Source organism: Pseudomonas sp. Leaf48 (genome assembly GCF_001421885.1).
Lineage (GTDB): Bacteria > Pseudomonadota > Gammaproteobacteria > Pseudomonadales > Pseudomonadaceae > Aquipseudomonas.
Window position 1 is genome coordinate 17,832 of sequence record NZ_LMLH01000009.1, and the last position, 12,971, is coordinate 30,802.

11 protein-coding genes are annotated in these 12,971 nt (G+C 61.4%); 8 read left to right on the plus strand and 3 right to left on the minus strand.

Annotation, left to right across the window (positions count from 1 at the left end):
- Positions 1-2: 2 nt before the first annotated feature.
- From kdpB to ASE98_RS08405, 4 genes are all read left to right on the plus strand, one after another.
- Positions 3-2,060 carry a potassium-transporting ATPase subunit KdpB gene (gene kdpB / locus ASE98_RS08390; protein ID WP_060540911.1) on the plus strand — a complete coding sequence of 686 codons (2,058 nt, stop codon included), beginning with the start codon at positions 3-5 and terminating at the stop codon, positions 2,058-2,060.
- A 239-nt stretch (positions 2,061-2,299) separates the two neighbouring features.
- Complete coding sequence (gene kdpC, locus ASE98_RS08395) at positions 2,300-2,845, plus strand: potassium-transporting ATPase subunit KdpC (protein ID WP_060541016.1); 546 nt, start codon at positions 2,300-2,302, stop codon at positions 2,843-2,845.
- Between the two features lie 142 nt (positions 2,846-2,987).
- Complete coding sequence (locus ASE98_RS08400) at positions 2,988-5,639, plus strand: sensor histidine kinase (protein WP_060540912.1); 2,652 nt, start codon at positions 2,988-2,990, stop codon at positions 5,637-5,639.
- A 48-nt stretch (positions 5,640-5,687) separates the two neighbouring features.
- Positions 5,688-6,386, plus strand: coding sequence for a response regulator (locus ASE98_RS08405; protein ID WP_060540913.1), 699 nt, complete (start codon positions 5,688-5,690; stop codon positions 6,384-6,386).
- A gap of 111 nt (positions 6,387-6,497) precedes the next feature.
- On the opposite strand, the gene ASE98_RS08410 is transcribed toward ASE98_RS08405, so the two are convergent.
- Positions 6,498-7,535 carry a patatin-like phospholipase family protein gene (locus ASE98_RS08410; protein WP_060541017.1) on the minus strand — a complete coding sequence of 346 codons (1,038 nt, stop codon included), beginning with the start codon at positions 7,533-7,535 and terminating at the stop codon, positions 6,498-6,500.
- Between the two features lie 218 nt (positions 7,536-7,753).
- On the opposite strand from ASE98_RS08410, the gene ASE98_RS08415 reads away from it, so the two are divergent.
- The 3 genes from ASE98_RS08415 (at position 7,754) to ASE98_RS08425 (ending at position 9,889) form a co-directional block, all read left to right on the plus strand.
- The gene (locus ASE98_RS08415; protein ID WP_060540914.1) at positions 7,754-8,032 is read left to right on the plus strand and encodes a hypothetical protein; all 279 of its coding nucleotides are present in this window, start codon (positions 7,754-7,756) and stop codon (positions 8,030-8,032) included.
- A 107-nt stretch (positions 8,033-8,139) separates the two neighbouring features.
- A complete protein-coding gene (locus tag ASE98_RS08420; protein WP_060540915.1) occupies positions 8,140-8,898 on the plus strand; it encodes a CHAD domain-containing protein in 759 nt (252 codons plus the stop codon).
- A gap of 196 nt (positions 8,899-9,094) precedes the next feature.
- The gene (locus tag ASE98_RS08425) at positions 9,095-9,889 is read left to right on the plus strand and encodes an acyl-CoA thioesterase (protein ID WP_060540916.1); all 795 of its coding nucleotides are present in this window, start codon (positions 9,095-9,097) and stop codon (positions 9,887-9,889) included.
- Here the strand turns inward: ASE98_RS08425 and ASE98_RS08430 are convergent, their stop codons facing one another.
- A complete protein-coding gene (locus ASE98_RS08430; protein ID WP_060540917.1) occupies positions 9,890-10,255 on the minus strand; it encodes a terminase in 366 nt (121 codons plus the stop codon).
- Positions 10,256-10,471: 216 nt separating this feature from the next.
- On the minus strand, positions 10,472-11,281 hold the full coding sequence (locus ASE98_RS08435; protein WP_060540918.1) for a TatD family hydrolase: 810 nt from the start codon (positions 11,279-11,281) through the stop codon (positions 10,472-10,474).
- Positions 11,282-11,517: 236 nt separating this feature from the next.
- Between ASE98_RS08435 and ASE98_RS08440 the strand changes: the two genes are divergently transcribed.
- On the plus strand, positions 11,518-12,939 hold the full coding sequence (locus ASE98_RS08440) for a transglycosylase SLT domain-containing protein (protein WP_060540919.1): 1,422 nt from the start codon (positions 11,518-11,520) through the stop codon (positions 12,937-12,939).
- Positions 12,940-12,971: the final 32 nt, after the last annotated feature.

The following is a 12,971-nucleotide window of genomic DNA, read 5'->3' on the forward strand; positions in this document are numbered from 1 at the left end:
AGATGAATATGCCCATAACCAAAACCGCCGTCGTCAAGGCGCCGGAACAACCGAAAACCGCGATCTCGGCCCTGTGGCGCCCGGCGCTGGTGCAAGCCTTCGTCAAGCTCGACCCACGGCAATTGCAGCGTGCGCCAGTGATGTTGGTGGTGGAACTGACCGCGATCCTGACCACCGTGCTGTGCTTCATTCCCGACACGGCGGTGCCGACCTTCGTCGCCGCACAAATTGCCGTATGGCTGTGGTTCACCGTGCTGTTCGCCAACTTCGCCGAAGCCCTGGCGGAAGGCCGCGGTAAAGCCCGCGCCGACAGCCTCAAGGCCGGCAGCGCAGGCCTCAGTGCCCGGCGCCAAACCAGCAACGGCACCTTTGAGGTGGTGCCGGCCACCAGCCTGCGCAAAGGCGATGTGGTGCGCGTCGAGGCGGGGGAGATGATTCCCGGTGACGGCGAAGTGATCGAAGGCATCGCGGCCGTCAACGAAGCGGCGATTACCGGTGAGTCGGCGCCGGTCATCCGTGAGTCCGGCGGTGATCGTTCGGCCGTCACCGGCAATACACGATTGGTGTCCGACTGGCTGTTGGTGAAAATCACCACCAACCCTGGCGAATCGACCCTGGACCGCATGATTGCCCTGGTCGAAGGCGCCAAACGGCAGAAAACCCCGAATGAAGTAGCGCTCGACATCCTGCTGATCGGCTTGACCCTGATCTTCCTGCTGGTGGTCGTCACCCTGCAACCTTTCGCCCACTTCGCCAATGGCAGCCTGCCGCTGGTATTCCTGGCAGCGTTGTTGGTCACGCTGATTCCGACCACCATCGGCGGCCTGCTGTCGGCCATCGGTATTGCCGGGATGGATCGCCTGGTGCGCCTGAACGTGATCGCCAAGTCAGGTCGCGCCGTGGAGGCGGCGGGGGATGTGCACGTCTTGCTGCTGGACAAGACCGGCACCATCACGTTCGGTAATCGTCGTTGTGCAGCAGTGTATGCGGCGCCGGGTGTCAACGCTGTGGAGCTGGCCGAAGGCGCATTGTTTGCCTCGCTGGCGGACGACACTGCTGAAGGCAAGTCGATCGTCGAGTATCTGCGTGGCACACATCCCCAGCCGGAGCCGTCCGCCGACGCGCTGACTGCCGTGCCGTTCAGTGCTGAAACGCGGCTGTCCGGGGTCGATTACCAAGGGCGCGTGTATCGCAAAGGCGCTGTGGATTCGCTGCTGGCGTTTGTCGGCCTGAACCGTGGCGATCTGGCACCGGCCCTGTCCCGGGAAATCGACAGGATCGCCCAAAGCGGCGGCACTCCGCTGCTGGTATGCGTCGACGGCAAATTGTTGGGGGCAATCCATCTCAAAGACGTGGTCAAGCCCGGTATCCGCGAGCGTTTTGACGAGTTGCGCAAACTGGGCATTCGCACCGTCATGGTCACCGGCGACAACCCGCTGACGGCCGCTGCCATTGCCGCCGAAGCTGGCGTGGATGACGTCCTGGCCGAGGCTACCCCGGAGAAAAAACTCGCACGCATACGCCACGAGCAAGACGACGGCCGACTGGTGGCGATGTGTGGCGATGGCGCCAACGACGCTCCGGCGCTGGCCCAGGCGGATGTCGGCATGGCAATGAATGACGGCACGCAAGCGGCGCGTGAAGCGGCCAACATGGTCGATCTCGACAGTGATCCGACCAAGCTGCTGGACGTGGTGCAGGTTGGCAAGGAGTTGCTGGTCACCCGTGGTGCGCTGACGACTTTCTCCATCGCCAACGACGTGGCCAAGTACTTCGCGATCTTGCCGGCCCTGTTTGCCGCGATCTATCCGCAACTGGGTGTGCTCAACGTCATGCATCTGAGCAGTCCGCAGAGCGCGATTCTCTCGGCGATTGTGTTCAACGCCCTGATCATCGTGGTGTTGATTCCGTTGGCGCTGCGGGGGGTGCGGGTGCAGGCGGTGAGTGCAGCGGCGCTGTTGCGGCGCAATCTGTTGATCTACGGCCTGGGCGGGCTTCTGGTGCCGTTCGTGGGTATCAAGGCGATCGACATGCTGTTGACGGCGTTGCATCTGGTGTAGGTGTCAGGCGATTGCGCAGGCGCGGAATGGCTCGAAATCCAGCCCTCGCCCCAACCCTCTCCCAGGGGGAGAGGGGACTGATCGAGTTGTTTGTCAGATGTGCTGCACCTGAAGTTGCGAGTCGAACTTCTGTTTTGAAAACGGAGATTGGCCCCCTCTCCCGCCGGGAGAGGGCAGGGGTGAGGGTTGGTTGCAACTGACACCCCGCAATGTTTGCCATTGAATTCGAGGATTGTGAAATGTCCACAATGATACGCCCGGCCCTGAGCCTGCTGGTCCTGATGACGCTGATCACCGGCGTCGCCTATCCCCTGGTCGTCACCGGTGTGGCCCAGGTCGCGTTCCCCGACCAGGCCAATGGCAGCCTTGTCCGCGATGCCGAAGGCAAGGTCCGTGGCTCGTCGCTGATCGCCCAGGATTTTGTCGGTGACGCCTGGTTCCATTCGCGTCCTTCCGCCGGTGCCTTTGCCACGGTGTCGAGCAGCGCCAGCAACCTGGCGCCGAGCAATCCGGCGCTGGCCACCCGGGTGGTCGACGACGCCGGCAAACTGCTGGTGCCCGGCCAGGGCCCAGTGCCGCTGGCATTGGTCACGACGTCGGGCAGTGGCCTTGATCCGCACTTGCCACCGGCTGCGATTGCCTATCAACTGGCGCGTGTCGCGGCGGTGCGTAATGTGCCGCTGGCGACGCTGCAAAACCTGCTGGATGCGCATATCGAGCGGCCACTGGTGGGGCCGCCGGTGGTGAATGTACTGGCGCTGAACATGGCGCTTGAGAAGTTGTAAAACGGTGGCACGGCAATTCGCGAGCAAGCCCACCCTCACATTCGATCTACAGTGCTACAGAGTTCGAGTGTGGGAGCGGGCTTGCTCGCGAAGGCGGCTTGCCAGTCACCACATCACTACCTGAATGAAGAGATCCCCAAGCATGAGCGACTCCGGCCGCGCCGACGCGCTGTTAGCAAACCTGCCCCGTGATGGCCGTGGCCGGCTCAAGGTTTTTCTCGGGGCCGCGCCGGGTGTCGGCAAGACCTACGCCATGCTGCAAGCGGCGCACAGCCAACTGCGTCAAGGCGTGAAAATCATTGCCGGCGTGGTTGAAACCCACGGCCGCGCCGAAACCGAGGCGTTGCTCTCAGGCTTGCCGCAGCAGCCTTTGCTCCGTTCGGAGTACCGGGGCGTGCAGCTCGAGGAAATGGACCTCGACGCACTGCTGGCGGCCAGGCCGAAACTGGTGTTGGTGGACGAACTGGCCCACACCAACGCCCCCGGCAGCCGCCACGAAAAACGCTGGCAGGACATTCAAGAGCTGCTGGCCGCCGGCATCGACGTGTACACCACGGTCAATGTCCAGCACCTGGAAAGTCTCAACGATCAAGTGCGTGGCATCACCGGTGTGCAGGTCCGTGAAACCCTGCCGGACTGGGTCCTGCAGGAAGCTTACGAACTGCTGTTGATCGACTTGCCACCACGGGAGCTGCTGGAGCGACTGCGCGATGGCAAAGTCTACGTGCCGGAGCAGGCGCGGGCGGCCATCGATGCCTTTTTCTCCCAGACCAACCTGACCGCCTTGCGCGAGTTGGCGATGCAAGCGGCGGCGGCCCAGGTCGATAATGATCTGGCCCAGGGTTATCGTCAGCTCGGCCAGTCGGCCCCGGCGGTGCGTGGTCGATTATTGGTCGGTGTCGACGGTGATGACCAGGCCGAGCGCCTGGTGCGTCATGCCTGTCGTGTGGCCCAGCGCCGGCATCTGCCCTGGAGCCTGGTGCACGTGGACAACGGCAGCGTGCGCGACGAGCAATCGCGCCTGCGCCTGCAAAGTGCCCAGCAACTGGCCGAACGCCTGGGTGGCGAAGTGGTGCTGCTGCGGGCCGGCGAAGTGGCAAAAACCCTGATCCAGCACGCCACCGAACGTCGCGCCAGCCTGCTTCTGGTCGGGCAGTCCAGGCCTCGTTGGCGTCGACGCCTGTTCGGCGGTGGTCTGGCGGCGCGGTTGTTGCGCAACGCCCGGGGCCTGGAAATCAACGTGCTCGACAGTGATCATGAACGGCATCAGCCGCGTCAGCGTTCGCTGCAATCGTTGGTGTGGTTCGACTACGCCCTGGCGCTGGTGGCGACGGTGCTGGCCAGTGCCTTGGCCTGGGCGGTGTCGAGTGTGCTGGCGCTGCCTAACATCTCGCTGGTGTTCCTCGCCGCGGTGTTGCTGGTGGCGGTACGCAGCAGCCTGGGACCTGCCCTGGTATGTGCGGCGTTGTCGTTTCTGACCTACGACTTTTTGTTCATACCACCGAATTTTTCCTTTCACATCCAGCGCGAAGAAGACGTGCTGACCTTGGTGTTTTTCCTCTTGATGGCGGCGCTTACCGGCAACCTCGCGGCACGTCAGCGCAGGCAGTTGCAGGCCCTGCGCGATACCCAGGAAGAGACTACGGAACTGCTCGATCTGTCGCGCAAACTCACGGCTGCCACCGATCGGCAAGCGGTGGTCAGCGCTGCCGCGCAACATCTCAACGCCTGGAACGATCTGCAATTGTGTCTGCTTAATCGCGATGGACAAAGCGGCTGGAAAGTCGAAACAGGTGGCCCACTGGAGTTTTCCGAAGCCGAGCGCGCCGCCGCCGATTGGGCCTGGCAACACGATCAACCGGCGGGTGCCGGCACCGGCACCTTGCCATTCGGGAAATGGTGGTGGTGGCCGCTGTCGGTGGAGGATGGACCGTTGGCACTGCTGGGTGTGTGCGCCAAAGAAGGCCATGCCTTGAGCGGTCAGCGTCGGCGCCTGCTGACCGCATTGAGCCAGCCTCTGGCCCAGGCCCTGGCCCGGGCACAATTGGCTGACGACCTGGAAGCGGCGCGCTTGCACGGCGAAACCGAGCAACTGCGCAGTGCCTTGCTGGCCTCGGTGTCCCACGATTTACGCACGCCGCTGACCTCCATGCGCGGCAGCATCGACAGCCTGCTGGCGCTTGGTGAAGCGATACCGCTGGAGGATCGCCGTGAACTGCTCGAAGGCACCCGCGATGAAGCCGAACGCCTCGATCGCTATATCCAGAATCTGCTGGACATGACACGCCTCGGGCACGGAGCCTTGAAGCTGGCACGCGACTGGGTGTCGCCGGCCGATATCGTCGGCAGTGCACTCAATCGCCTGCGCACGGTGCTCTCATCGTTGCAGGTCAGTACCGACGTGCCGGCGCAGTTGCCCCTGCTGTACGTCCACGCCGCGCTGATCGAACAGGCGCTGATCAATGTGCTGGAAAACGCCGCACGTTTCTCGCCGACCCACGGGCGATTGCAATTGCGTGCCGGCGCTGACGACAGTGAGCTGTTCTTCTCGGTGAGCGACGAAGGCCCGGGGATTCCGGAAGCGGATAGGACGAAGATTTTCGACATGTTCTACACCGCTGCGCGCGGAGATCGGGGCGGGCAGGGTACCGGGCTGGGGCTGGCGATTTGTCAGGGCATGGTCGGCGCCCATGGTGGACGTATCAGCGTTGCCGATGGCATAGAGGGACGCGGCACCTGCATTACCTTGCATCTGCCTTTGCAGGCGCAGCCAGGATATGAAAGTGAAGCCTGAGCGCGCGTGCGTTACTCTCTTGCCACTCAATTGTGTTGATATGAATTCATGAGCCAGACCACGACCATTCTGGTCATCGACGACGAACCGCAGATCCGCAAATTCCTGCGCATCAGCCTCGCCTCTCAGGGCTATAAAGTGTTGGAGGCCGGAACGGGCAGCGAAGGGCTGGCCCAGGCCGCGCTGAACAAGCCGGACCTGCTGGTGCTCGACCTCGGCCTGCCGGACATGGACGGCCAGCAGGTGCTGCGCGAGTTTCGCGAATGGTCGACGGTGCCGGTGCTGGTGCTCTCGGTGCGCGCCGGCGAGGGGCAGAAAGTCGAGGCCCTGGATGGTGGCGCCAATGACTACGTGACCAAGCCGTTCGGCATTCAGGAATTTCTCGCGCGGATTCGCGCCTTGCTGCGTCAGGCGCCGGTAGGTGAAGCTCGGTCGGCGGCGCTGACTTTTGGCCCGTTAACTGTCGACCTGGCCTATCGCCGGGTGTTGCTCGACGGCGTTGAAGTCGCGTTGACCCGCAAGGAGTATGCGGTGCTCGCGCAACTGGCGCGGCATCCCGGGCGGGTGATTACTCAGCAGCAACTGCTCAAGGATATCTGGGGGCCGACTCATACCGAGGACAGTCATTATCTGCGGATTGTTGTGGGCCATTTGCGCCAGAAACTGGCGGACGACCCAACCCGACCGCGGTTTATCGTGACCGAGGCGGGGGTGGGGTATCGGTTGTTGAGTGAGGGCAGCCTTTAGTCCAAGTGTTGTCTCATCGCGAGCAGGCTCGCTCCCACTTTGCAATGCATCCCGTGGGAGCGAGCCTGCTCGCGATGAGGACCTGACATTCACCGGGAAATTTCCAGATGCTCAGTTCTGCTCACTCTCATACCGATCCAGCGTATCCCGCGCAATCTCCCGGCCCAGGGCGATCAACTCCGGCGCCTTGTAGAACTCGAAGAACCGGCATACCCGCTTCGGCACGTTGATCAGGATATCCGGCGGATAGCCGGCGATCTTGTACTGCGCCAATGAAGTCTGCATCACCTCGAAACTCTGGTTGATCAAATCCAGCAAGGACGCAGGTCCCACGTTGTCGATGATGAATGAGCCCGTGGCGGAGCGCGGCGCGCCTGAAGCCTCTGGAGCGGCTGCCGGTTGCTGGGCTTCGGGCTCGGCAGACTCGATCCACGGGTTGGGATCGGCCCCTTCGGCCCTGAAGGCCTCCTGTTCCAGTATCAGCAGTTGTTCCGCCTGTTTACGCCGGAACGGAAACTTCGAGCCCAGGGAGTTGATCAGGCTGTCGAACCGGGTCTTGAACGCGGCGGGACGCTGGATCACCGGTAATTGATAGTGACGCTGGTTGGTGGAGTTGAGGTTGACCGCGATGATCAGGTCGCAATGGCTCGATACCACCGGCACGATCGGCAACGGGTTGAGAATGCCGCCGTCTACCAGCATGCGATTACCCTGCATCACCGGGGTGAACAGGCTCGGGATTGCCGCCGACGCACGCATGGCTTGATGCAGGCAGCCTTCCTGGAACCAGATTTCCTGCTGGTTGGTCAGGTCGGCGGCCACCGCCGTGTAAGGGATGCGCAGGTCTTCGATATTGATGTCGCCGACGATCTTGCGGATCTGCCCGAATACTTTCTCGCCGCGAATCGCTCCCAGGCGAAAGCTGACGTCCACCAGGCGCAGCACGTCGAGATAGTCCAGGCTCTCGATCCAGTCGCGGTACTCGTCGAGTTTGCCGGCGGCATAGATGCCGCCTACTACCGCTCCCATGGAGCACCCGGCGATGCAGGCAATGTCATAACCGCGCCGTTCGATCTCTTCGATGACGCCGATATGCGCATAACCCCGCGCTCCTCCGGAGCCCAGTACCAATGCAACACGCTTTTTCATGAACCACCCTCGTTTGATCAGCTTCAACAATGCACCCATCGACAGGCATGCATCAATCGTCAAGGTCGTCTGGTGAGCCAGGGGTGTCGTATTTTCGACACTTGATGGCGGCATGTGGTCGTGGTGGCGCTATAGTTTGCGCGTCAGGTCCGAGGCACTTTTCAGGTGCCAGGCCGTCTTAACTGCATGACTGTTTCCCATCTGTAGAGGAGTAAATGATGAAAGCCTGGATTTGTGTGCCCCTGATCGCCCTGGCGCTTGCCGGTTGTGCCGGTAAAACCGCCTACCGCGACAGCTGTGGTAGCCAGCTCGATGCAGCATGGCATGAGCTGGACCTGGCCAAGGCTGAGGGTTTCGCCGGGACTGTCAGCTACTCCAAGGCCCTGTCGTTGTTGACCGCGGCCAAGACGCAGCAGCAATTCGAAGGGTTCGAAGGCTGTACTCACAAAGCCGAGAAGGCACGCTTCTATATCCGCGAATCCCGCGCGGGCCGTTGAAGGTCAAAAACAGTTACAAGTTATAGGCTGCAAGCTGCAAGTCGAACCTGTCACGTTTGACCTGTAGCTGGAAGCTGGCAACTTGCCGCTGTTTACGGAGTAAACCGATGATCAATCGATTGGTGGCCCATGTCCTGGGTCTGGAAGTTCGATTACTGGCCTGTCAGGCGCGCTTGAGCCAGCGTACCGACCCGGAGGCCTTGCACGATCTGCGTACCACGATGCGTCGCCTGCGCAGCCTGTTGCGGCCGCTGCGCGGCTTGCCCGGCGTAGAGCAGCTCGAAGCAGCGGCCTCGAGCGTGGGCGATCTGACCACACCGTTGCGTGATCGCGAGGTGATGGCGGCGTATTTGCTCGAACACGATCAAGCCGAAGCCGGACAGCGGCGGGCGGCGCAAATGGCCAAGGCGTATCCGCTGGTAGCGACCAGTCCCGAGCTGGCGCAGTTGCTGATCATCCTTGACGCTTTTCCGCGTTTTTTACGCGCCAGCGAGCGGCAGGGCTTGCTCAAGGGCCTGCGCAAGCGCATCGAAAAGCGTCTGGACAAACAGTGGACGAAACTCGACTCGGCCCTGCAGGACCCGGCGCACGACCGTCATCGCCTGCGTTTACTGATCAAACGCGTGCGTTATGGTATCGATGCCTACCCTGAACTGGATCGCCTGCCAAAAAAGGCAATGCCTCGATTGAAGTCGGCGCAAGGCGCGCTGGGTGACTGGCACGATTGCGTGCAGTGGCTGGCCCTTGCCGAGCATGAGGCCGATTTGCAGCCGTGTGTCGCCGTCTGGAAAGCCAACATGGCCAAGGCCGAACAGCGTTCCGACCGTGTCCTCGACAAACTCAGCGCTGACTGTTTCAAATCCTGAGTTCAAGCACCCCTGTACGAGCTGCCGCAGGCTGCGATCTTTTGATTTTGCTTTTCAAGATCAAAGCATCGCAGCCTGCGGCAGCTCCTATTGATGGCGCGGCTCATCTGTCAGCCAATTTGGCCGGAACAGGTGCTGTATCCGTCTCGCCGGCTGGTTAAGATCCCTACATACTTTTCCTGTCCTTGAGGTTTTCATGCGCTTTTCCGATCTGCTCGACGCCGTCCGCCGCCAGCCGCAGGAACTGTCTATTCCGGCATCCTGGGCACAGGGGCGAGCCAGTTTCGGTGGCCTGGTGGCCGCTTTGCAGTACGAAGCCATGCGGGCCAGAGTTCCAGCGGAGCGTCTGGTGCGCTCGCTGGCGATCACCTTCGTTGGTCCGGTTGAGCCTGAGGTTCCGGTCAGTTTTGAAGTTGACGTGCTGCGTGAAGGCAAGGCGGTCAGTCAGGTGCTGGGGCGGGTCATGCAGAAAGGGCAGGTGGTGACCCTGATCCAGGGCAGCTTTGGCGCTTCGCGCCCATCGGAAGTGGCGGTGACGGCGCAATCGGCGCCAGAGATGAAACACTGGGATGATTGCCAGGAACTGCCGTTCATCGAAGGCGTTGTTCCAGAATTCATGCGCCACCTGGCGATGCGCTGGAGTGTTGGCGGGCTGCCGTTCACCGGCAACACCTCACGGCAGATGGGTGGCTGGGTGCGCTTGCGCGGGGACCAGGAAGAGGCAGTCGGTGAAGCGCACATTCTGGCACTGGTGGACGCCTGGCCACCCGCCTTGATGCCGTTTTTGAAGAAACCGGCGGCAGGTAGCACCCTGACCTGGACCATTGAGTTCGTCCAGCCGTTGCTCGAACTGAGTACGCTGCACTGGTGCAAATACCTGGTTGAAACCGAGCATGCCGCCGACGGTTACGGGCATGCCGCAGCGAAGATGTGGAGCGCGGATGGCCGGTTGATCGCGATGAGCCGCCAGACCGTGACGGTTTTTGCCTGATCAGTGACGGCGGTGGCGCTCACGCCAGGCGCGCCACCAGCCACCGCTGAGAAAAAAGCGCGGGAAGGTCAGGAACTGTTCGACCAGCAACCGCGATACGGCGTCCTTGCGGTCACTGAACGGTTCTGAGGCTTGCTCTTCCAGGCTGTGACCGTGGCGTTGCAAGCCCAAGGCGGCAAACAAGCCGACCACGCCGATGGCGAAGTTAGCCAGGTTCAGGCCGAAGACCCCGGACACGATCAGGAGAAAGGCGACGATGAACAGCGGCACGGCGATCAGATGCAGCACCAGATTGGCCGGGTGCTGGTGATTGCCCGGGTAGGCACGCCATTGCCAGGCGGGAAGGTTGGGATGACGTTTGCCCATGATGCTGATCCTCAATCCGTACTGAACTCATGATTGAAGGATAGGCCCGGTCAGTGAGGACGGCGAATCAACACTGGCTATCAGGGCGATAGGGGGCATGGTCAAATTTAATGTTGCCGGGCTCCCTCCCACAGGTGTTCAGTGGTGAACATCAATCTTGTTTCACCTGGATCCATTGTGGAAGCGAACCTGATCGCTCCCACAGAAGATTTGAGACTATTGGGAAATCGCGGGCAAACCGAAGAACGCCCGTGCACATGCAGTCGTGTGCGCGGCCAGATCTTCATGGGTTTCACCGCGATGCAAGGCCACTTCACGCAAGACTTCAGTCAGGTATGCAGGCTCGTTACGCCCGTTCTTCGGCTTGGGTCGCAGGCTGCGCGGCAGCAGGTATGGCGCATCGCTTTCCAGCATCAGGCGCCCGCGCTTAATCTCCCGAACCAGCGGATGCAGGTGCGTGCCCCGGCGTTCATCGCAGATCCACCCGGTAATACCGATATGCAGGTCCAGGTCGAGATAACTGAACAGCGCTTTCTGTTCTCCGGTGAAGCAATGCACTACCGCGGCTGGCAGTTGATCACGGAAGTCGCGCAGGATCTCCAGCAATCGCTGGCTGGCATCACGCTCGTGCAGGAACACAGGCAACTGCAACTCGACCGCCAGCGCCAGATGTTCTTCGAGTACCTTTTCCTGCTGTGGGCGCGGCGAGAAGTCGCGATTGAAGTCCAGCCCGCATTCGCCCACGGCCACCACATTCGGCTCCTCGAGCAGGCTACGCAGACGCCGGGCGCTGTCGGCATTCCAGTCGCTGGCCGAGTGGGGGTGAATGCCCGCCGTGGCGAACAGCTGCTGAGTACTTTCATCCAATTGCCGGCACAGTTCCAGCGCCTGCTCGCTGCCCTCGACGCTGGTGCCGGTGAGCACCAATTGGCAGACCCCGGCGGCGTAGGCGCGGTCGAGTACGGCCTGGTGTTTGTCGGCAAAACTGGGGTTGGTCAGGTTGACGCCGATATCGATGAGTTGCATGGTTCTACCTCGGACCAAAGGCCGGAAAGCATATCAGAGCCACGGATTTAAAAGAAAAGCCAAGAACTACAATGAGTTAAAGGTGTCTCTTGAGGCGCGAACGCGGTTGTATTGGTAGTTTTGATGTCATTGTGCCAGTCTTTCTCGCTTTGCCAGTGTCGTGAACATTGGACTTTTGTCGCCGAATTAGATGCCGTTCGTCATGAGCGCGGTCTCATTACTTTTCCGGAGAGTGGATGATTCGTCCCTCGGTTCTGCTACTGCTGTGCTGCTCGCTGCTACTGCCGTTTCCGGCGGTCGCGCGTCTGCCCGGGCCACTGCAAGCCGTGCCGACAGCAAAGGTGCGTGACCTCTCGGAAATTCGCAGCAGTCGCGTGTTGCGGGTGCTGGTCAATCAGAGCCGTAACAGTTCCGGCGAAGTCCAGGGGCAGGCCATCGGGGTCGAATACCATCGGCTGCGGGCCTTTGAGCAATACCTCAACGGGCACGCCCGGGACGGCCAGGAAGTCACCCTCAAAATCATCCCCAGGGCCAAGGATCAATTGCTCGGCGCGCTGCAGCGCGGAGAGGGCGACCTGGTGGCCCCCGGGGAATTGCTTGATCTGCAACCGGGCTACGCCGTCAGCAGCAGCGAGCCGATTGCCAGCAACATTCCACTGGTTTTGGTGGGCATCAAAGGTGAACGGCGCTATACCCGTCTCGAACAACTCTCGGGTAAAACCCTGGCCTTGCCCGCCGGCAGCGCAGCCGGTGACGCCGTCAGTCAAATCAATCAAAAACTCGCGCTGCACAAGTTGCCGCCGGTGACGATCGAGTGGGTCGATCCCAGTCTGGCGGTCGAGGATGTGCTGGAGATGGTGCAGGGCGGGATCTTTCACCTGACCATCGTTGAGCTTCCGATCGCCGAGCGCTGGGGCAAGATCCTGCCTAAATTGCGTCTGGACCGACAGGTGCAGATCAGCGAACCGGGCGAAGAGTTCTGGTTCGTGCGCCGCGATGCGTCGATGTTACGGGCCAGCATCGATCGCTTCCTTACCGGCTACAAATCACCATCGGATCAGGATGCCGCATTCCTGCGGATCTATCGCCGTCTGTATCAAGTGCATTATCCCTTGGCCAAGGCGGATCGCCAGCGCCTGGAAAAACTGCGCCCGGTATTGCAAAAGCATGCCGCAGCCCAAGGCATGGACTGGCTGAACCTGGCGGCGCTGGCGTTCAAGGAGTCGGGCCTGCAGCCGCCGGCCCGTAGCGGCGGTGGGCCGACCGGCCTGATGCAGATCACGCCTTCCGCTGCCCAGCGGGTGGGGGTGAACAATTTTCAGGAACTCGACGGCAATGTACAGGCCGGGGCCAAGTACCTGGCGTTGATCCGCCGCAAGTTCTTTGCCAGTCCCAAACTCAATGAAAGAGAGCGTATGGCCTTCGTGCTGGCGGCCTACAACATCGGGCCGGAGCGGGTCCAGGGAATGCGCGCCGAAGCTCGCCGGCGCGGGTTGAATCCCAATCAGTGGTTCTTCCAGGTGGAACGTATCGCCATGGAGCAAGTGGGAATGGGACCTGTCAGCTATGTTAATAGCGTGAACAAGTATTACCTGGCGTTCGATCGAGAACGCGAGTCACTGGAGCCCCAGGGACAAAAGGTGGTATCAAGTAAATAATCGAAATATTCGATGGTGATGTTGAATTTTTT

Excerpts from the sequence above, each read along its gene's own strand:
- kdpB (WP_060540911.1), top strand. The coding sequence starts at position 3 with ATGAATATGCCCATAACCAAAACCGCCGTCGTCAAGGCGCCGGAACAA.
- kdpC (WP_060541016.1), top strand. The coding sequence starts at position 2,300 with ATGTCCACAATGATACGCCCGGCCCTGAGCCTGCTGGTCCTGATGACG.
- ASE98_RS08400 (WP_060540912.1), top strand. The coding sequence starts at position 2,988 with ATGAGCGACTCCGGCCGCGCCGACGCGCTGTTAGCAAACCTGCCCCGT.
- ASE98_RS08405 (WP_060540913.1), top strand. The coding sequence starts at position 5,688 with ATGAGCCAGACCACGACCATTCTGGTCATCGACGACGAACCGCAGATC.
- ASE98_RS08410 (WP_060541017.1), bottom strand. The coding sequence starts at position 7,535 with ATGAAAAAGCGTGTTGCATTGGTACTGGGCTCCGGAGGAGCGCGGGGT.
- ASE98_RS08415 (WP_060540914.1), top strand. The coding sequence starts at position 7,754 with ATGAAAGCCTGGATTTGTGTGCCCCTGATCGCCCTGGCGCTTGCCGGT.
- ASE98_RS08420 (WP_060540915.1), top strand. The coding sequence starts at position 8,140 with ATGATCAATCGATTGGTGGCCCATGTCCTGGGTCTGGAAGTTCGATTA.
- ASE98_RS08425 (WP_060540916.1), top strand. The coding sequence starts at position 9,095 with ATGCGCTTTTCCGATCTGCTCGACGCCGTCCGCCGCCAGCCGCAGGAA.
- ASE98_RS08430 (WP_060540917.1), bottom strand. The coding sequence starts at position 10,255 with ATGGGCAAACGTCATCCCAACCTTCCCGCCTGGCAATGGCGTGCCTAC.
- ASE98_RS08435 (WP_060540918.1), bottom strand. The coding sequence starts at position 11,281 with ATGCAACTCATCGATATCGGCGTCAACCTGACCAACCCCAGTTTTGCC.
- ASE98_RS08440 (WP_060540919.1), top strand. The coding sequence starts at position 11,518 with ATGATTCGTCCCTCGGTTCTGCTACTGCTGTGCTGCTCGCTGCTACTG.